General features: G+C 36.3%; 10 protein-coding genes. 3 read left to right on the forward strand and 7 right to left on the reverse strand.

The window, feature by feature from the left end:
* Nucleotides 1–9: 9 nt before the first annotated feature.
* Nucleotides 10–1,476 (forward strand): IPT/TIG domain-containing protein, encoded by a 1,467-nt coding sequence (locus BUA71_RS10175; RefSeq protein WP_072879362.1) that lies wholly within the window; start codon nt 10–12, stop codon nt 1,474–1,476.
* 336 nt (nt 1,477–1,812) lie between these two features.
* Nucleotides 1,813–2,622 carry a heparin lyase I family protein gene (locus BUA71_RS10180; RefSeq protein WP_072879364.1) on the forward strand — a complete coding sequence of 270 codons (810 nt, stop codon included), beginning with the start codon at nt 1,813–1,815 and terminating at the stop codon, nt 2,620–2,622.
* Between the two features lie 625 nt (nt 2,623–3,247).
* Here BUA71_RS10180 and BUA71_RS10190 read toward each other — a convergent pair.
* The 7 genes from BUA71_RS10190 to BUA71_RS10220 all read right to left on the reverse strand — a co-directional run bounded on the left by BUA71_RS10190 (nt 3,248) and on the right by BUA71_RS10220 (nt 19,208).
* On the reverse strand, nt 3,248–4,435 hold the full coding sequence (locus tag BUA71_RS10190; RefSeq protein ID WP_072879368.1) for an alginate lyase family protein: 1,188 nt from the start codon (nt 4,433–4,435) through the stop codon (nt 3,248–3,250).
* 180 nt (nt 4,436–4,615) lie between these two features.
* Complete coding sequence (locus BUA71_RS10195; protein ID WP_072879370.1) at nt 4,616–7,051, reverse strand: glycoside hydrolase family 2 protein; 2,436 nt, start codon at nt 7,049–7,051, stop codon at nt 4,616–4,618.
* Between the two features lie 14 nt (nt 7,052–7,065).
* Nucleotides 7,066–8,259: an AGE family epimerase/isomerase gene (locus BUA71_RS10200; protein ID WP_072879372.1), complete on the reverse strand. Its 1,194-nt coding sequence runs from the start codon at nt 8,257–8,259 to the stop codon at nt 7,066–7,068.
* A 216-nt stretch (nt 8,260–8,475) separates the two neighbouring features.
* Nucleotides 8,476–10,002 (reverse strand): RagB/SusD family nutrient uptake outer membrane protein, encoded by a 1,527-nt coding sequence (locus BUA71_RS10205; RefSeq protein WP_245812568.1) that lies wholly within the window; start codon nt 10,000–10,002, stop codon nt 8,476–8,478.
* A gap of 14 nt (nt 10,003–10,016) precedes the next feature.
* Nucleotides 10,017–13,019 carry a SusC/RagA family TonB-linked outer membrane protein gene (locus tag BUA71_RS10210; protein WP_072879376.1) on the reverse strand — a complete coding sequence of 1,001 codons (3,003 nt, stop codon included), beginning with the start codon at nt 13,017–13,019 and terminating at the stop codon, nt 10,017–10,019.
* A 361-nt stretch (nt 13,020–13,380) separates the two neighbouring features.
* Nucleotides 13,381–17,475 carry a hybrid sensor histidine kinase/response regulator transcription factor gene (locus BUA71_RS10215; protein WP_072879378.1) on the reverse strand — a complete coding sequence of 1,365 codons (4,095 nt, stop codon included), beginning with the start codon at nt 17,473–17,475 and terminating at the stop codon, nt 13,381–13,383.
* Nucleotides 17,476–17,540: 65 nt separating this feature from the next.
* Complete coding sequence (locus BUA71_RS10220; RefSeq protein WP_245812569.1) at nt 17,541–19,208, reverse strand: hypothetical protein; 1,668 nt, start codon at nt 19,206–19,208, stop codon at nt 17,541–17,543.
* Between the two features lie 525 nt (nt 19,209–19,733).
* Between BUA71_RS10220 and BUA71_RS10225 the strand changes: the two genes are divergently transcribed.
* Nucleotides 19,734–20,561, forward strand: a complete 828-nt coding sequence (locus tag BUA71_RS10225; protein WP_072879380.1) for an SDR family oxidoreductase — start codon at nt 19,734–19,736, stop codon at nt 20,559–20,561.
* Nucleotides 20,562–20,569 lie beyond the last annotated feature (8 nt).

Genomic DNA, 20,569 nt, shown 5'->3' on the forward strand with positions numbered 1-20,569 from the left:
CATTAAATTATGAAAACTGAATATAAACGAAGATACCAGGGTTTAACTTTTGGCAGCTTATTATTGGGACTTCTCATCTTCTTCTCTTGCGAAGCAGATCTGGAGATAGATAGGTCACTTGAAGAAATTAGGGGAAAACAACCAGAGATCACTTCATTTTCACCAGAAAGCACACCACTTTTAGGTAATGTAACCGTAAAAGGTAGCGCCTTAAACTTTGTGGAGAAAGCTTTTATTAATGGAGTTGAAACCCCCATTCATCAACGAGTGAATGCCAACCAAATTGTTATAGAAGCGGGAGTTGATGTAACCTCCGGACCTATAAAATTAGTAACCGGAGCCGGGAAAGAAGTAGTTTCTGAAGGTGATTTGAACATCACTTATCCTACTCCCAGTATTTCTTCTGAAATACCAACGTCTTCTAAAGTGAACGAAAACATCACCATAGAGGGTGAAAATATGGATGCTGTTACCAAAGTAAAGTTTGGGGAAAAAGAAGGTTTTATTGAATTTAAAGAAAAAAATGCTTTAGTTATAAAAACACCTTTAAATAATGAAAGCCCAATTGCTTTAACCTTATTTTATAATACTGAAGCCGGCGAACAAACCACGGTTTTAGAAGAAGAATATGAGATTATTATTCCGAAACCTACGGTAAACAATCCACCTCGATTAATGACAAAAGGTAATCCCGTAACTGTAATTGGAGAAAATATGAACCTTGTTACTTCTGTTAGTGTTGGTGGCAAGGAAACAGCGATTGATGAAGTTACTCCTACTTCCTTAAGCTTCGCAGTGCCGGAAGGATTGGAGACAGGTTATTATCCTATTAAATTTGTTTATTCTGAAGATCAGGAGACTATTCTTAGTAATATTCCATATATAAATGGAGAATTTATGAAACTTCTGGATTTTGATGATTACCCTATCGATTTACCAAGTATTCAATTTAAACCATCTCCCATTACTGCAACGCAGCAGTATATTTCAGATCCTGAAATGCAACCTGCTTTCCCTCCAAACAGCGATGTTTTTTATAACGTTGTGCATATGGGATATACAGGAAGTTCTGTATCAGATATTAGGATTAATGATATCGCAGACAATGAAGAGAAACTTGAAACGGTATTAGATGAGGGAGCGTTTAATAACACGCCATACCTACACTTCTGGTATAAATCTGACGGAGTTTCTTCCGTAAAAATTTATGTGGGCGACAAACGTAGGGAATTAGATAGTGAGTATAGAAGCACCAATGGAGAATGGGTCCTTGTAGCCGTAAATATGAAAGGTTTTACCAGTACTGCAGCAGATATTTCTAAACGATTGGATGTTACTTTACAGCCAACATCAGACAAAAGCGCCAAAGAAGTAAAAGAACAAAGTATAGATTGGTTTATTATAACCGATAAAGTTCTTACTGAATTTGGAGCCGAAGACTGGTCTGGAGACGAGTACTTTAAAGCGGAAGGATAAGCCTTCACAATTATTAATAAAAACTGCCTCAATAAGCTGGGGCAGTTTTTTGTTTTTAAACTCATTCAAAATTTTCACTTTAAAGGGAAAATTATCGATTTTTGTTTTTAAAGGCTTTTTTGACTTATATAGACCCGGAACTTTGGGGCTATGGAAGGATAAAAAGACAAAAAATGAGCTTACAAGGGGAGTTTTTAGCCAATGAAGATAGTGCGCTTGTGATAAATTGTCATTCCAAGGTAGGAGGAATCTAAAAGCTTCGGAATGACAAACCAGGATATTCTCAATCCATTGCTAAACCAAAGTCAAATAAATTATATGATAGATGCCTGAAATATGAGATATATAACTTCATTTCTAATTTTGTATTTATTTAGCCTAACCAACTTTGCGCAAACCACCATTTTAAAAGCAAATGCTAAAGGAAATACTTATCAACTAATTAACCGTGCTTTAGCTCCAAAAGGCGATGTAGTTGAAACACCAGATTGCGCCCATCCTGATTTTGGAGAACATATTACAGAAGAATGGGACGAAACATTACAAAGCTATGTCTTTAATTTTCACATCCATACAAATGAAGACAACGATAGGTGTAAAAATTTTGACAGACAACGCACCGAAATAAAAACTTATGGAAATTCTCCTAAAGAACTATTGGGTTACCAGGGGGAGACGGTAATATATAAATGGAAATTTAAATTAGATGCTAGTTTTCAAGCCTCTTATAAATTCACGCACCTACACCAAATTAAAGCTGTTGGTGGTTCTGAAAGCGGGATGCCACTTATTACACTCACCGCCAGACAATCTTCTCCCGATAAGTTGCAGTTATTATATGCTGATCATAAAAACCAAAAAGAGTTAACCTATATTAAATTATCCCTGCTGAAAGGAAAATGGATCGAAGCTAAAGAAAAAATCGTCTATGGTGAAAAAGCTACAGCAAGTTATCAGCTCACACTAACCCAAATAGACAATGACAAACAAATTTTAGATTATTCAAATGAAAATCTGAGCATGTGGAAGACAGATGCAAAATTTCTACGCCCCAAATGGGGGATTTACAGAAGTATCCTGGATACATCAAACCTACGGAATGAAATTGTAAAGTTTGCCGATTTTTCTATTGAAAAGATGAATTAAAAAGAATAAAGACCGCTATGCTCTTAGAATCAATTTATAATCCATTGGGTATAATGAATAAAAATGTCCCGCTGAGCATTCGAAGCGTTCCAAATAATAGTTTCTTTAACACGTCTGTGCGAAGTTTGTCAAATTGCTCAGAACCTGAATTCGACTTAAGAAAAGCACGCAACCACCCCTTCTTCAGCGAAGCTGAATTCATCCCCTCCTTGCCAAGGATGGGAGCTGGCTTATCGGGTTACTTCGTTGAATTGAAAGCGCTCCTTCCCTTCAAAGGGAAGGTGGCTTCTTCTGCGATAGCGGAAGAAGTCGGAAGGGTTGATATGTGATAGAATTTAGGTGGATTTAATCAGCTAAAATCAGTGAAATTCTATATATTCGAGTATTCGTGGCAACTTTTTTCCGCTTTAAATTTGAACCTATTACGTCAATAATGTGTTTTAATGGTAAATCAAAAATTTATTCCTGTTAAGCCACAAGCATTCCAAAGCACTAAAAAAACACGAAATAATCATTATGATGTGACGCTGAGGTGAAAACAGACAATTATATTACAAATTGAGAAGTGGCACAAAAACAATAGCTAATACGTAGCTTGTTTTGGCTAAGCAAAATGTCAAATATCTCAATTTAACCACAAAAGTGGATATTTTATCGGCATATTCCGGATTACTTCCGGGTTGGAGTAATCGCTATCTAAAGAATTCCATAGTTGCAAATATTCTTCATTTTTAAATGCGAGTCCGCCAAACAATAAAGCTGACTGTTGAACCGGCCAGTCTTCCCAATGTAATACATCTTTCTTATAAGGCCATTTAGACTTATCTTTTAAATAAGGATATAAAAACTTTAAACCCAAAGAAATGCTTTTTCCATTTTTAGTATGATAATTAAATAAATCGTCCTGAGGCGTAGAGAGTATCTGGCATAAACTGGACATAGCATCTAAATTAAAAATTGAATAGCCATAAGGTTTTGTGCGGGCGAGTTCTTTAGGAAATGCGCCCTTTTCATCCATCTGCTCCGGCAATATTTTTTTTTCATAAAAGGTCCTGCAAAAATTCAGTTGCTCTTTATCCTTTAATAAATCTGCAAATGCGGCAACCTGCAAGGCCCAGGTAACGCTATGGTTGTTTCCGTTGTCCCGTTCAGCTTTACCAAAATCGCTCGTTGAAATCCAGGTTAAATAATCCCGAAACCAGGATTTCATAATGGCAATATCCTTTTTTGAAGCAACTCCAGATCTCTCAGTGATTTCTATGGCTTTGGCTACTTCTATTAAATGTACAGTATCGATAATCCCAATCCCTCTTCCACTAACAACACCGCTAATAGCCTGGCCAAAGCGCAGGTTGGGATTCATTTTTGTGGCCTCATTTACAAACCAGGCCTGTAAATGAGGAAGCAATTTCTTAATATATTCCTTGTTTCCTGTTACTAAATAAGCAGAAGCCAGAGCACCCGAAATTTGATTTAACCTAATTAGAGCTTTCCGGTCTGCATTAAAATTATCGGGATTGGTTAACCCGTCTTTTCTTATATAAGCCCCGCCAGGATTTTCTGGATCGGGCCACCAATAATCACCTTCAGAATAAAAATCGTGCTTACCACCCTGGCTCCTTTCTGAAACAGAATCGGTTACGGTAACCGGCACCTTATTTTTATACTCATCTGCCCTGGTCAAAACCCTTTCCTTCTCCGCCTTAAGATATTTAGACTTAAATGTTCCCTCCTTCTGTGTTTTATCTTTACAACCGGTGATTGTAAAAACACTTAGCAGAACAACAGATAGATAAAAGTTTTTCAGAAACATATATTGTCATTTTTTATATGTAGGATTTTGGCCCAAGGCACATTTATTATTTTAACCGCCATTATTCATGAATCAGATCAAATACAGAATCTCGGCAGTTAACCCCGACTTAGTTGAACTTCATTTTTGAGTATAAGAAATGTTAGCGAAACTTTGTCGCTACAAAGATTTATCCCTAATTTAATTATTATTCCGGGTTAACGGAATCTTTAAAAACGTTCCTTTAAAGCTTTGATTGAGCACGGTCATTTCTATAAAGTCTGCACCTTTTTCGGGAATTACTTCGATAGAAGCTTTTCCATTGGCCATTTCTATAATTTCACTTCCCGTAGGCGTACCCTGGTTTTTAATAGTTTTCCCACCAGCAAGCGCCTGGAAGTAAACCCGTTCTTCATAGTCTAACGCACGAAGCCCTTCATCATCTACTGCAAGTGCCGTTACCAGATAATTCCCGTTATCTAATTGCTTAGCAGATAATTCTAATGCCTCTACACCACTATTTTTCTTGAAGCGATAGTTAACCGTTAAAGTATCTGTAAAGGTTTTTCCATCTCGGATTTTGCCTTTTGCTACCAGTTTATTATCGCCTTCCTTAAACTGAACATCCCACGTTAGCCCGGAAGCCGGAAATTTATTAATATCTTTTTGTTTTTTGCCCAGGCTTTTACCATCGTGAAAAAACTCCACCTCTTCGATATTACTAAAAACGCTAATAGTACGCTCTAAATCTTTAGGTCCCTGGCGCTCTTTCCAGGTATGGGATTCGATATACACAAAAGGATCATCGCTCCAGTAACTCTTAAAAACATAATAAGCATCCTTTGGTTTTCCATCTCTATCTACCAAACCTTTTTGATTCATATAGGGAATCGCATTCTCTGGTCTTAAAGGAGTGCCAAAGTCTTTAAAAGCCCATTGCGCATTCCCAACAAAAGTAGGGTCGGTTTCTGATATTCTAAGATGCCAATCGAAAAGATCAACTATATAGTTTTCACTCCAATCGCCAATTTGTGCAATATTTTTCACTTCTGTCTGTACAATTTCTTCTTCCCAGCCATCAGATTTAACTATGCCTTCCCCGGTAATAGGATTTTCTGTATGCCTTCCTAAGTGACTTGAACCACCGTATTCTGCGTGCAGAAAATGATTGTATTCCTTTTTATATTTATCTACGGCTTTTCCATAACTTTTATAACTTCCGGAATACCATCCAGACCAAATTGAAGGAGAAAAGACATCTACAATATGCGAGCCTTCATAATATTTGCGAATAGCAGTTTTACGCGAAGGATCAAGTTTATGTGCTAAACCATTTAATTCTTGTAAAAAAGAGTTGATTTTTTTAGTATTATCCCCATCTTCAAAATCGGGTAACCAGTAGATTTCATTTCCTAAAGACCAGATAATAATACTGGGATGGTTAAAATTCTGATTTATCATTCCCTCTAATAACTCTTTCGTATTCTCTTCCCACTTTTCATTTCCAAGTCCGCCACGGCTCCAGGGAAGTTCGTCCCAAACCAGAAGTCCTAATTCATCGCAGGCTTTATAAATTTCGGGATCTTGTGAATAATGCCCTAACCTCACAAAATTGGCACCCATTTTTTTAATAGCTTCCATGTCTTTACGATGTTGCTCATTGGAGACGGCGGCACCTACCCCGGCGTGTTCCTCGTGTCTATGAGTGCCTCTTATTAAAAGACGTTCTCCATTTAAATAAAATGGTCCGTTCTTTTTAAACTCAAACCATCTAAAGCCCATACGTTCTTCTAGACGATCTATTGTTTTACCATCTCTTTTTAAAGAAACAATTACTTTGTACAGGTTAGGGTTTTTGGTATCCCATAACTGTGGTTTTTTTATTTCGTTGAAAACCAAACTTCCATCTTCTCCATTAAGGTCAGTAGTTTTTTCGGCTACTGTTTTTCCTTCAGGGTCAATTAATTGGGCTGTTACCGAAAGCTTAGTTTTAGCTGTGTTTTTTAAATCAACATCAACCTCCAAAGATGCTTTTTCTGCGGAAACCTGAGGGGTTTTAACTTTCAAATTTTTGAGGTGAGTATTGGGTATTTCCAGTAACCACACATCTCGCGTAATACCACCGTAAATAAAGAAATCGTTCTTTTGGGAAGGAATTACTTCAGGATTAAAACCGTTATCTACCCGAACCAAAATTTCATTTTCTCCCTTTTTAATGAAGTTGGTAATATCAATTTTAAATCCGAGGTACCCGCCTACATGCTCACCCGCTTTTTCTCCGTTTACGTAAACGTCTGTGGTAATATTAGCTCCTTCAAAATATAGCTGATATACTTTATCTTTTGATATTTCTGAAAGTTCCAAACTCTTTTTATACCAGCTTGCATCTCTTCTGTAGCCGGGCTCAGAATCCATCACATCCTCATCATTCCAAGTATGTGGTAAGGAAATGGACTCCCAGGAAGTTGCCTGTTGCACTTCCTGTAGCTTAGTGCTGTTATTTTCTAAATATGACCAGTTTTCGTTAAGATTAGACTTACTACGTAGGTCATCTGTCATATTTTTAGCATTACCTGCCAGGCTTATATTATAAGCACCTAAAAACAGCAGTAAAGTGAAGATTTTAAACGTTTTCATTGTAAATTATTTGATTATTGAAGGGCTTTCTTTCTTAGTAGTGTTTCCAAAAAATAATAATCGGCATAAACTATAGGGCCGTCAATTTCGTCATCTTTTGGATAATTTCCTGTACTGTGTTTCAGGATAAATGGCGCAGAAACTTCTGCAGACAAAATGTATTCTTGACTCTTAAGGGTATTCATCACTTTATCTACATACTTTATATACTTTTCTTTTTCGGTAACTTTATAAAGTTCCAACAATGCTGAAGTAATTACTGTTGCGGCCGAGACATCGCGGGGTGCATCTGGAATATCGGGATCATCGAAATCCCAATATGGAATACCGTCTTCCGGTAAATTTGAATGCTCTAAAACAAATTTTGTCGTTGCCTCTGCTTGCTTTAAAAAACGCTCGTTATTTGTATAACGGTAAGCCATAGTAAAGCCATAGATTGCCCAGGCCTGTCCTCTCGCCCAGGAGGAATCATCATTTATTCCCTGGTGTGTAATCTTTTCCTTAACATCACCGGAAATCGTATCATAAACCACCACGTGCCAGGTACTGTTATCTTTCCTAAAATGGTTTTTTAGCGTGGTATTGGCGTGAGTTTCCGCCATTTTATGATAACTACTGTCGCCACTCATTTTGGTAGCTTCAAAAAGCAGCTCTAAATTCAACATATTATCAATAATAACAGGAAATTCCCATTTGTCGCGATTAAAATCCCAGGATCGCAAAGAGCCTACCTTTTTATTAAATCTGGTAGCCAGGGTTTTGGCACTTTTAAGGATTATTTGATTGTATGTTGAATCTTCTATCGATTCCAGGCCTTTCCCAAAACTTCCATATACCTTAAAGCCCATATCGTGTGTGCCGTCATTAAACTTCTCTTTTTCAATGAAAGCATTCCATTTTTGAGCTTTCTCCTTAAACTCATCTTTTCCGGTCAACTGGTATAGTTGCCATAAATTACCGGCATAGAAACCGCTGGTCCAATCTTTTGAAGACACCTGTTTGATTTCCTTTGTAGCCTGATTATAGCTTCTTGGGAAAGCCGTAGAATCAATAGGGTATTCTAAAAATTTTTGATACCTCTTTTCCAATAGCGAGGAAATATCATCTTCTTTCGTCTCTTTTTTAGATTCATCCCTGGATTTACAGCTTAGGCTAAGCATAGTAAATCCAAGGATAAAGGCTAAACAGCTAACTCTAATCTTTGTCATATAGCTCAATAATTTTTTAATTCTATTTTTTTAATTAGACCTCACAGGTTTTCAAAACCTGTGAGGTCTCTTATATTTAGGACTTATTGGAATGAATTGACGATAGAATATAATTTTATAAACGATATTACTCTATACGATTATTCTGTTTTAATCTTGCTAAATATCAGGTTTCCCTTCAATATTTTTATAAACATTCTACCGAGAATTTATTAATTAATACCCCGGATTATTGGGTTGTAAATTTGGATTACGAGATAGCTCATCACCGGGTAGTGGAAAGAGGTAATCCCTGTTGGGATCAAAATTGGAGTGAGGTTCCAAACCATTTGGCCCAAAAGCCTCTTGTCCTAATTTTAATCTTTTAATATCATACCATCTTTTAAATTCGAAAGCCAGCTCTAAACGTCTTTCCCTAATAATTAAATCTTTTAGATCATCTTGTGAAATTCCGGCAGCAACATCTTCAGGGAAATTCGCCATTTCTCCCCCTCTATTTCTGGCTCTCGCTCTAAGTTCATTAATGTATCCTATTGCTTCTGTCGCTCCTCCATTTATTTCATTTAAAGCTTCCGCAGCAATAAGCAGTACTTCAGCATATCTCATGGTAATAAAATTATGGCTGGACTCCCTACCGTTGCTCCCACTTGTTCCAGGAAACCTATAATATTTGGCAATATGAGGACGATTTACCCCACGATCTGAGAAATTGGCAAATTCGGTAAAGTCGTGTTCCTCTCCATTAAATATAGCAACGGTATCCAGACTAACCTTTTTACGGTAATCCCTGCCACTCCAATCTTCATAAACGTTTAATGTAGGTACAGCTACTGTCCAACCGCCATTTTCTGCACGGCCGGTTTCATCTGCTCTAATTCCTGTTAAAGGGGCGAGATAATCCTGGCCTAAATCGCCATCCCTGGATTGCCCTATAAAATCTATGGTAAAAAGTGGTTCTTGTAAAGCTGCTGCATTATCTGGTACAAAAAGATTTTGAAAATCCTGTTCCAGTTTAAGATTGAACTTAGCTTTATTATCTATCACGAATTTAGCTTCATCATAGGCTTTTTGGTAATCTCCCAGCGTTAAGTAAACCGAAGCCAAATATGCCGTGGCTGTAGCTTTTGTTGGTTGTGATCTTGTAGGCTGGGTATCTGGCAGCCATTCTTTGGCAAATTGAAGGTCTGTAATTATATTTTCATAAACTTCTGCTGCCGGGGTTTTTGAAATATCCTCTACGGTAGAAGCATCTGAAACCGCAAAATCTATATAGGGAATATCTCCAAACAGCCGCACTAAATGATAATAAGCAAAAGCCCTGCTAAAATAAGCCTGTGCAACCACTGCATTCTTTTTTTCAGCATTAACATCTATTCGGTCTGCACCATCTATAGCCTGATTTGCTGCACCAATAATGGCGTAGCTTTGCGGCCAAAGCTCGGTTATCATTCCGTTATCATCTGCCATTTCAAAATTATTGACATCCTGTCTTCGAGCCGAAGTTCCCAAATCTCCAATATCTGCCATATCACCCCGCAGTAGAAGACTTAATGTCAATTTTCTTCCCCAGTATTTCTCTGAAGCCATATAAGCATAACTTCCATTAACAGCAGCTTGCAGATCATCTAAATTCTTAAAAAAAGATTCTGGCGCCAGGATTCCTACGGGCTCCTCTTCTAAATCTGAACACCCTACACTTAGCAAGGTAGCGAGTAATAAAATTTTTATATTTTTTATCATCATTCTATCTTTTTAGGTTAAAATTTGAGATTAACTCCAACGGTGTACGACTTCACATTGGGGTAACTTCCATAGTCTAATCCCAGGTTAGTGTTACTGCGCTCATTATTATTGTTTCGATAATTCACTTCTGGATCTACCCCGGGATAATCTGTAAAAGTTAAAAGATTTTGCCCACTTACCGAGACTTTGATTTTTTGAAAACCAATTTTCTCGGTAAAATCCTTAGGTAACGAATATCCCAGGGACAGGTTCTTTAATCTTACATAACTACCATCATAAACATATCTGGAAGTTATTCTTTTTTCACGTACTGCAGCAGCAGGTATATTAGTATCTGTATTTGTGGGTGTCCACGCGTTTAATACATCTGTAGTGGCATTAGCATCTCCAGAAGCTAACTCCAAAAGGGTGTAATTGAGAATATCACCCCCAACCGAAGCCTGAAAGAACACATTTAAATCGAAATTTTTGTATTTAAAATTGTTATTTAGTCCAGCTGTAAAATCGGGATTGGGATCACCAATAATAGTTTTGTCATCTGAATTTATTATTCCATCATCATTTAAATCGGCAAAGCGCTCCCCGCCAGGTTCATTCTCAAAACCTTCGGGAATATCATCGCCCTCTTGAATTACTCCTTCGTAAACATAACCATAGAAAGACCCCACTGGTTCACCTTCCCTTAAAATTTGTGACTCATCTTGCAGGAAGTGCCCTGGACTGGAATCTATTATAATATCATCGCCCTCTGGCAGGGTAACTACCTCATTCTTATTGGTTGCAAAGTTAAAATTGGTACTCCATTTAAAATCTTCACCTACCAGGTTTCTGGAGAAAAAGGAGATTTCAAACCCTTCATTTTTCAATTCTCCAATATTCTGAATTTGAAATGGTTCGGCCAGGCCTACATATTCTGGCAATGGTCTTGCGAACAATAAATCTTTAGTATCTATTTTATAATAATCGGCAGTTATACTTAACCGGTTATTAAAGAGTCCAACATCTATCCCAATATCTGTTTGATATGAAGATTCCCATTTTAAATTGTCATTTGGCAAAACGGTAATAGCAACAGCATTGGATATTTGATCTCCAACTACCGAATAAATTTCTGAAAACCTGGCCAGCGTTCCATAAGCCGGAATTGAAGGATTACCGGTTACCCCATAACTAACTCTCCATTTCCAATCTGAAATAACATTACTGTTTTCCATAAAAGCTTCATTACCCATATTCCAGGCTACAGCACCCGAAGGGAAAAAAGCATATTTATTATTCTTACTAAAAGCTGAAGAACCATCCCTTCTAGCTGTAAACGTTAACAGGTATCTATCGTCCCATTCAAAATTTAATCGACCAAAAACTGAAATTAATTCCCTTTCTGTTAATGAAGATTCTGGTTTTAGGTAAGTTGAGCCTCCACCCAAATTCCTATAAGAAACTGAATTTGTAACAAAACCTCTTGCACCCGCAAAAGAGTCCTCGTTTTTATCTTTTTGATAAGAATACCCTGCTAATAAAGTAAGCTCTCCTTTATCAATCTCGGTATTATAGGTGAGATAATTTTCGGTAATAATATTGGTCTCTCTTTCGTTTTCAATTGTTGCTTCTCCTCCAACTCCTGCTCCACTTAATAACGTACTGGGAGTAAAGTTACCCAAAATCACATTATATGAACTATACCCTAAGGTAGTTTTAAAGCTTAGTCCATCCAATAATTGGTATTCAGCAAAAAAATTGGCCCGGTATAAATCTGCAACTCTCTCGTTAACCTTCTCGGTTGCTGCAGCGAAGGGATTATCAATATCATCTCCCAGGGAATTTATAGTAAATTCATCATTTTCATCATAAACCCCTAAATCAGGAGCAAATCTATAGGCCGATGAAACTACTCCGGCGCTTCCGGTTCCACCACTAGCCGATTGGGTAGAGATCCCACGATTGGAATTTCTTCTTCCAAATGTATTAAGTCCAACTTTTAATTTATCGGTAACGTCAAGATCAATATTGGCTAAGAAAGAGAATCTCTCTAAATCTGAATTTATAACTGCTCCCTCCTGGTCGAAAAAAGTTCCTGAAACATAGTATCTGGCAAATTCACTACCACCCGAAAATGATACCTGATGGTTTGCAATACTTCCTGTACGATAAATTACATCCTGCCAATCTGTATTAGCTGTTCCAGGACTATAGTTCTCACTATATGTAGATCTATAATCGGCAAATTGCTCGGCATTTAGAAGATCTAATGTATTACTCACTTCCTGAATGGAATAAGACGAGTTTAACTCAACGGTTACTTTTCCAATTTCCCCTCTTTTAGTAGTTACCAAAATAACTCCATTTGCCGCTCTTGATCCATATATTGCGGTTGCAGAAGCATCTTTAAGAATCTCCATAGATGAGATATCTTCTGGAGGGGGCATAGATGCCCCTACAAATCCATCTACAACAACCAAGGCATCACTACTTGCATTAATAGAAGTACCACCGCGAATTCTAATTTTAATTGGCGCTCCCGGTTCCCCTCCATTATTTGATTGCACAGCAACTCCTGCAGCTCTTCCCTGTAAGGCCTGTTCTCCACTCAAAACAGGATATTCAGATAGTTCCTCACCTTTAACAGAAGAAACCGAGCCGGTAATATCACTCTTTTTTTGAGTTCCATAGCCAACTACTACGATTTCGTTAAGTTTGCTAACATCTTCTTCTAAAGCTACATTAATCTCAAGATTACCACCCACTCTCATACGAACAGGTAGATAACCAATATAACTAAATACCAGTACAGCATTATCTTTTGAAACCTCGATGGAATAATTACCATCAAAATCTGTAACCACACCTTTATCCGTGCCAGCAACTAAAACATTTGCCCCAGGAATTGGCATATTATCATCTGCCGTTACTACTTTACCGGTAATCGTTTGCTCTTGTGCCAACAGAATTGGAGAATTAACAAATACAAAGCCTATTAAAAGAAAATTCAACCAGCATATAATGTGTTTTTTATTCATAAGACATTTTTTAATTGGTTTTATATTAAATAAAGTAAATGATCAATAAACCCAGTGCGATTACAATCGCTGCAAGAAATATCTCTAAGGTTTTTATTTTAGATTTATTGAATTTCATAAAACCAAATCTAAGTATTGAAAAGTTTGTAATAATTCAAATGAGGGGATACAAAAATTCAGAAGACTGGAAACCAGTGCATTAACAAACTATTAAGATTCTTTTTTACATTCTTTTAATTGGAATCTTTGAATCTTATCTATATTCAGGAGCTTACCAATCAACCCCAGATCCGCACCTTTTTGAACAACTGTGAAGGAAACTAGGGATGGATTTTTGAAAAATTTTGATTAAACGAGTTCATTAAGAAGTAGTAGAAATATCATCATAAAACTTTTCTACATATTGACTGGGGGTGAGATCGTATTTTTTCTGGAAACATTTAGCAAAATACTTCGGGCTTCTAAATCCTACCTTATAACTAATTTGAGAAACGTTAATTTTACCCTGCTCCAACAATTGAGCTGCCCTTTTCATTCTAATTTCATTTATAAATTCGTTTGGGGTATAATTGGTCCAGGCTTTTATTTTAGTAAAAAGCATAGTCCGACTTACTCCCAGCTCTGCGCTAAAGGTTGGGATATTAAACTGTTCGTTATCTATATTATCTTCTACAATCTTTAAAGCCTTTTCCAATAGCTCCTCGTCCATAGAAGAAACCGTTAGCTCTGCAGGAGCTAATTTGTTTTCGTGAACAAATTTATTTTTTAAACGCTTTGTAGAATCTAAATGGTTCTTAACCCTAAGAACAAACTCTTTGATATCAAATGGCTTGCTTATATAATCATCGGCCCCACTCTCTAAACCTTCTACTTTATAAATTAAAGAGCTTCTGGAGGTAAGCAGGATAACAGGGATATGACTTGTTTTAATATTGTTTTTAATTTGGGCACAAAGTTCCGTTCCCACCATTTCTGGCATAATCACATCACTAATAATAAGATGTGGCATATGCTTTAAGGTCATTTTTAAGGCTACCCTTCCATTTTCTGCTTCCAGAATATTATAATCATCTTTCAACAAGTTCTTGATGAATGTTCTAAGCGGGGCATTATCTTCAACCACAAGAATAGTTTCCCGCTCTTTATCTAAGACAAGGTCCTCGATATCCCTTTTCAGTAAGATATCCGGGTTTTTAACCTGATTGGCATAGAGCGAAAGATCGTCACTAAACTTAAAATCTTTTATAATTTCTTCTTCGGAAAGATGTTCCTTTCCTAATTTAAGTTTCACCTGAAAAACAGCGCCTTTATTTATGCCTTCACTGTTAACCAAAATTTCTCCTTTATGAAGTTTTACAATATTCTTTGCTATGGAAAGGCCAATACCAGTCCCCTGATTATAAGGTTGATTTGCTTTTGGTTTTTCAATTTCAAAAAACCTATCAAAAACCTTGTCTAAATTTTCGTTTTCAATCCCAATTCCAGAGTCTTCTAAGGCTATATTTATTTGAGTATCCTCTTTTTCAATTCTTAAATGAATCTTACCGCCATTTGGCGTATATCTAAAAGCATTGGAAATGAGGTTATAAAACACACGTTCTAATTTGCCCCGGTCATAGTACACAAATATTTCCTCATCGGAAGTTTCAAAAGTATAGTCGTAGTTACCATCCTGGGCAAATTCATCAAAAGATAAATAGATTTCTTTAAGGAATTTTACGATATTTCCTTCTGCAGCTTCAAGTTTAAATTGATTGTTCTCCAATTTTCTAAAATCCATCAACCTATTTATAAGCTGTAGCAAATGATTTGCATTACTCTCTACTACCAACAATTTTTTATACATCTTATTACTCCCTTTGTAACTGGAAAGAAGTTGCTGCAGTGGGCCCAGAATAAGAGTAAGCGGAGTGCGAAATTCGTGGGAGATATTCGTAAAAAACTGAACTTTTGCATTCGTGACGGCCTGGTTCCTCTCTTTTTCCACTTGTTCCAATTCCAATTCGTGTTTCAACTTAGTCTTAGATTTCATTATCCAAATCAATCCATACAAAGCCAGGCCGATTAATAAAGCATATAATATAAAAGCCCAGGCACTTTTCCAGGGAGCAGGTTTTACTTCAATCTTTAAAGTAGTAGGGGTATCATTCCAAACTCCGTCATTATTTGCACCTTTCACTTCAAAAGTATAGGTGCCGGCATTTTGAATAGTATAATTAACTTCATTTTTTGTGGTATTGGTCCACTCCTCTTCTAGGCCTACTAATCTATAGGCATATTTATTACTCGAAGAATTTATAAAATTTGGAGTTGCAAAACCTATGGAAAAATTGGCCTTGTCATAACTTAAATTTATCGATTCTGTATAAGCGATACTTTTATTTAAAATATCGTTTTCTCCTGTGTTTATCGATTCATTTTTAATCTTAAAATTTGTCAATATAACCTGGGGAGAATAGTTATTGAGAACAATTTTGTTGGGATTAAAAGATGAAACCCCGGCCGGTCCACCAAAGAAGAAAAGCTCTTCGTTAAATTTAAGGGAGGCATTATTATTAAATTCATTACTAATTAAGCCTTCACTTTCATTATAGTGTGAAACCTCTTTTGTAGCAGGATTATATTTCAATATACCTTCATTGGTACTAAGCCACAAATTGTCGTTTTTATCTTCCAGAATAGCGTGGATAGGCGCAATAATTTCTTGAGAATTTCGCAGTAAATCCACAGGATTAAAAATACCATCTTTATAGAAAAACAAGCCTTTAGATTTTGTGCCTACCCAAATTTTGTCTTTAGAATCTTCAAATACACTTAGCACATCGTCACCTGCATTGTCGTTCTTATCATAGAAAAAATGTTCTATAGAGACATCTTTTGATGATTTAGCAGGGATAATTTTATTAAGACCTTTTTGGGTAGCCGCCCATATATTTTCTTCGCTATCTATTAAAATTGTTCTTATTCTGTTATTCGATAGGCTTACAGAATTATCTAGACTATGTTCATATAGCTTAAAAGTTTCTTTGATTCTATTAAAATTAATAAGTCCTTTTCCAAAAGTTCCAATCCAGACATTTTTTTCATCCTCTCGTATAGAATAGACCCCGGTATGCTTCAATAACTCCTGAAGTGAGTCTGGAATTATGTCATTAACAAATCTCTTTCTCTGTACATCGAAAACCCCTAATCCTTCATTATAAGTTCCTATCCATAAATTTTGATTATCGACAGAGAATCTCAAAGCTTTTATATTTTCACTTGGCAGCTCTTTAAAAGTAGCGGTATTAATATAACTTGAATTCTTGGTATTATAATCTAAAACACTAATTCCTCCTCCTTCGGTACCAAAATAAATATTGTTTTCGTCATCTTTTTCAATCGAACTAACCACATCATAACTCAATTGGTTCTCGCTACCATCCTTGTTATAATTTATAAAATTTGAATTTGACTCATCCCAAATATTTACACCACCATAATACGCCCCAATCCAAACTGAACCTTTCTTATCGGTATAAATCGATTTTATGGTATTTTTACTTAAGCTTGTATTTTTAAATGGCTTATTGACTACCTTATGCAATTCGCCATTAGCATTAATAATGGCTAAACCGTTGTAAGTGCCAATCCATAACCTACTTTTCTTATCAATAGTGAGAGCCCTTATGTCTTTATCTATTTCTTCTTCGCCTCCGTGCGTATATTTTTCCAGTTTATCGGTCTTTACATTTAGCTTGTACAAACCTTTATTCTTAGTACCTACCCATAAATTTCCTGCGTTATCTTCTATTATATCCTGAATAAAAATCTTCCTATTGTATCTGGTAAAAGAGTAAGTACCCTTCTCCTTTTCCCATTTGGCTAGACCTTGTGAAGTCCCCACATAGACTTCCCCGTGTTTATTCTGAAAAATTTTAAGCACATAATTTCCGGGTATAGAGGAAGAATCATCCCCAGAATAAAATAAGGTTTTGAAATTGTTATTTTCCCTATTATAAATAGAAAGACCATTGGAGGTTCCCACCCAAATTTGACCATCGTTAAGCTCTTCAACACTCCAAATGGTGTTATTACTTAAGCTTGTAGGTTCATCATCGTGAAAATATCTTTCAAACCTATTTTTTAATGGATTGAATTTATTTAAACCATTATAAGTCCCAATCCATAGAAACCCCCGTTCATCTTCTTCGATGCTCAGAATATCTGAATTACTAATTGATAGGGAATCTTTCGGGTTATTTTTATAAACCGTAAAAGCGTTTCCGTCATATTTGTTAAGTCCATCCCTGGTACCTAACCACATTTGACCTAATTTATCCTGATGAATACTAATCACCGAGCCCTGGGACAAACCATCTGAAGAAGATAAATGTTTAAAAATAAAATCTCCATTTTGAGCATAGGAATGGCTAACAAAACACAGTAGAATTATTAAACAAGTATTTCGGATCATAATTTGTCTCTAAGTAATAATATTCTGAAACCGAAAATAAATAAACTTCCCAACATTATAGGATTTTACTCCAGTCTTTTATCCAACTGATAATTGTACAAAGAGGAAGGTGAGATATCTCGGTTGCTCATCTCAATATAAGCGTCGGGGCCATATTCAATCTCAATAGGGTTATTTCCCTTAACTCCAATCACTCTTGCTAAAGGTCCATCTTCCATACCATTGAGTAAAATTGTCTCATTGTTGTTCAAACCATTTAGAAAATGAACATTAATATTCCAGAAAGTATTATAAGCACCGTGTGAAGGTTTCCAATACCCCGCACCTCCTCCTTTGAAGAGGGGATAGTTGTTATTTTTAGGTTTTACGTGAACTATTATATTATCAAATAGATTTTGATGGTTTGCCCCAGAATGTTGATCTAAAATAGGATCAATTAACACTTCACAATTTTGATACACACTCTTAGTAGAAAAAGTATTGAAGCTAAGAGGGTGAATTACTTTGTTTTGAACCTTAAGGTTTTTTACCAGAACATTAAAAACACCAGACATAGCTACGGAATAATGAGCTTTATTATCACCATTGGTCACCACATTTTCAATAGTGGTATTAGCTGTTCCTTCAGTTAAAATCCCGCTGTCTGCATTTATAATTACCACATCATCTACCCAGGAGTTATGAAGTCTGGTTAAATAAATTCCATTATAACCTTCTTCTACGTGATGGGCAATTCTAGGGGCATCTGGGAACGAAATGCGCAAGTGTTCTATCCCAACTTCCTTTAAATGTTTCCATTCTACAAGACGCGCTTTATAAGCTTCATCTATTGAAATAGTAAGGGGAGATTTAATTTTAACTGTATTTCCAGATTTTGAAACTACTTTTACTTGTTGGCGTACAATAGGTAGCTCAGGGAAATTCCAGTGATGGGAACCTACTTTTACCCCGGTTTCTTTATACATATCTTTAATAATTTCTCCCTTTTCACCATCTTTATTAAATAGCTCTAGCTGGACTACATCGCCAACTTTCAAATTACTACTCTCTGAAACTTTTAAAGTATGTTCGCCACGCTCCCCGCCAGTCACATTGGCCAGCACGTTTTTAGATCTGTCATATTTTGCCGTATAAGACTTAATACGCTCTCCTGGCACCTGTGTCCAAATAACACCGCCAGACCAGGCATATTGTGAGAATGGAAGATCAATATTATTTTCAGGTTCCCGTTGTCGTTTATCAAACTCAATAAGGTATTCCCTTAATTCCTTTAACGATTCGGGATCTTTCATAAGGCGCATTGGCCGTGGGCAATAGATTTCGGTTCCTTCCTTTCCCACGCCGGCACCACGCAACACGAAATTACTGCGCTCTATAAATAAGATTTCACTCAAGATTATCTTTCCCGGGGGTAACTGTAAAGTTATATCTCCTTCCATATCCCGGGTATCTTCCAAAGCTTTTAACAAAGCACCAGAGTCATCAAGTCCATCATTTGCAATCACCCCATAGTCTGTGGCAAAGATAATTTTCCCTTTGCCCTTTGGAATCTGTTTTTCGCCCCAGTGATATCCCGCAAAACTAAAATCGGGTAAATAATTTGTTTTGGAAACTTTTTTATTCTTTAAGATATCGGGAACATTTTGCGCAATTAAAGTATGGGAATTTAAAACTCCCAGTGTAACAACTATAAAAAATTGTTTGAACATAAGTTTAATAATTCTTGTATTCATAGTACAGTTTAAATTTCGGAATAATAAAAGTTTAGAAGGAATTTCAAATCTCACCTTTCTCTTTAAATACTAAGTTGCGTAAATTTAAAAAAGACACAATAAAATATAATTCACAACAAGGGGTAAAATTGTACAAAGCTTGTGAATAAGGACGCCGTGAAAGAAATTAACCGTCACGATTAATGAATCGATACAAATATATTCTCTCGCCGTTTATCTCATTCTAATAATTTATCAAGGTACTTAAACTTCCTTTTTTAGTTCCGAGTTTAAAAGTTTAATAGAACTCTATCGCTAAAAAAGTTTAACTCCCATTTCATAAAATATCAGGTTTGCCTTCTCTTAATTTTATTTCTTTTAACATGTCAAATCGATAATAATGGCTTAGAAATCGCATATAGAAATTTGACTATCAACGACTTGAATTGTTTTATGCCATTTATGTACTATTGTTTTTTATTGCTTTAGGTTTTAGTTAAGAATTAACTGATATTTGAGAATACCAAGGAATTTAAAACAATAATTATGGATAAAATAATTGTACTCACGGGCGCAGGCGGTGTGCTTTGTAGCACATTAGCAAAAGCTTTGGCGAAGGAGGGAAATAAGGTCGCCATTCTCGATCTCAATTTGGAGGCCGCGGATGAAGTGGCAAAACAGATAACAGAAAAGGGTGGAAAAGCAATAGGCGTAGAGGCCAATGTTCTTAAAAAGGACTCCCTCGAAAAAGCAAGGGAAAAGGTAAATAAAGAATTAGGTAGCTGCGACATTTTAATTAATGGCGCTGGTGGAAATCATCCAAAAGGAACTACTTCCAAGACACATTTCATGGAAGAAGACCTTAAAAACAAAGAAAGTGATTTCAAAAGCTTTTTCGACCTTGATCCCGAAGGCATAAAATTCGTTTTCGATCTTAATTTTATTGGTACTTTATTACCTACACAAATTTTTGCTAAAGATATGGTTGGCAAAAAAGGATGTAGCATTCTAAATATTTCTTCCATGAATGCTTTTACCCCATTAACCAAAATACCGGCATATAGCGGTGCAAAAGCCGCAGTTTCTAATTTCACACAATGGCTGGCAGTTCACTTTGCAAAAACTGGGATTCGAGTAAATGCTTTAGCCCCGGGGTTTTTCTTAACAGATCAAAATCGTGAACTCTTAACTAACAAAGATGGAAGTCTAACCGAAAGGGGAAATACGATTATTGCCCAAACCCCTATGGGGAAATTTGGAGAGCCGGAAGATTTAATAGGGACTACTTTGTGGTTATGTGGGGAAGCATCGGCTTTTGTAACTGGGGTCGTAATCCCAATTGATGGTGGTTTTAATGCTTTTAGTGGGGTTTAAATAGACAA

Origin of the sequence: Salegentibacter echinorum, assembly GCF_900129445.1 — a bacterium.
In the GTDB taxonomy this organism is placed as follows: domain Bacteria; phylum Bacteroidota; class Bacteroidia; order Flavobacteriales; family Flavobacteriaceae; genus Salegentibacter; species Salegentibacter echinorum.

Bases quoted from the DNA above. Each gene is read 5' to 3' on its own strand.
- BUA71_RS10225 (WP_072879380.1), top strand. From the start codon at position 19,734: ATGGATAAAATAATTGTACTCACGGGCGCAGGCGGTGTGCTTTGTAGC.
- BUA71_RS10190 (WP_072879368.1), bottom strand. From the start codon at position 4,435: ATGTTTCTGAAAAACTTTTATCTATCTGTTGTTCTGCTAAGTGTTTTT.
- BUA71_RS10220 (WP_245812569.1), bottom strand. From the start codon at position 19,208: ATGAATACAAGAATTATTAAACTTATGTTCAAACAATTTTTTATAGTT.
- BUA71_RS10200 (WP_072879372.1), bottom strand. From the start codon at position 8,259: ATGACAAAGATTAGAGTTAGCTGTTTAGCCTTTATCCTTGGATTTACT.
- BUA71_RS10205 (WP_245812568.1), bottom strand. From the start codon at position 10,002: ATGATGATAAAAAATATAAAAATTTTATTACTCGCTACCTTGCTAAGT.
- BUA71_RS10195 (WP_072879370.1), bottom strand. From the start codon at position 7,051: ATGAAAACGTTTAAAATCTTCACTTTACTGCTGTTTTTAGGTGCTTAT.
- BUA71_RS10210 (WP_072879376.1), bottom strand. From the start codon at position 13,019: ATGAATAAAAAACACATTATATGCTGGTTGAATTTTCTTTTAATAGGC.
- BUA71_RS10215 (WP_072879378.1), bottom strand. From the start codon at position 17,475: ATGATCCGAAATACTTGTTTAATAATTCTACTGTGTTTTGTTAGCCAT.
- BUA71_RS10180 (WP_072879364.1), top strand. From the start codon at position 1,813: ATGAGATATATAACTTCATTTCTAATTTTGTATTTATTTAGCCTAACC.
- BUA71_RS10175 (WP_072879362.1), top strand. From the start codon at position 10: ATGAAAACTGAATATAAACGAAGATACCAGGGTTTAACTTTTGGCAGC.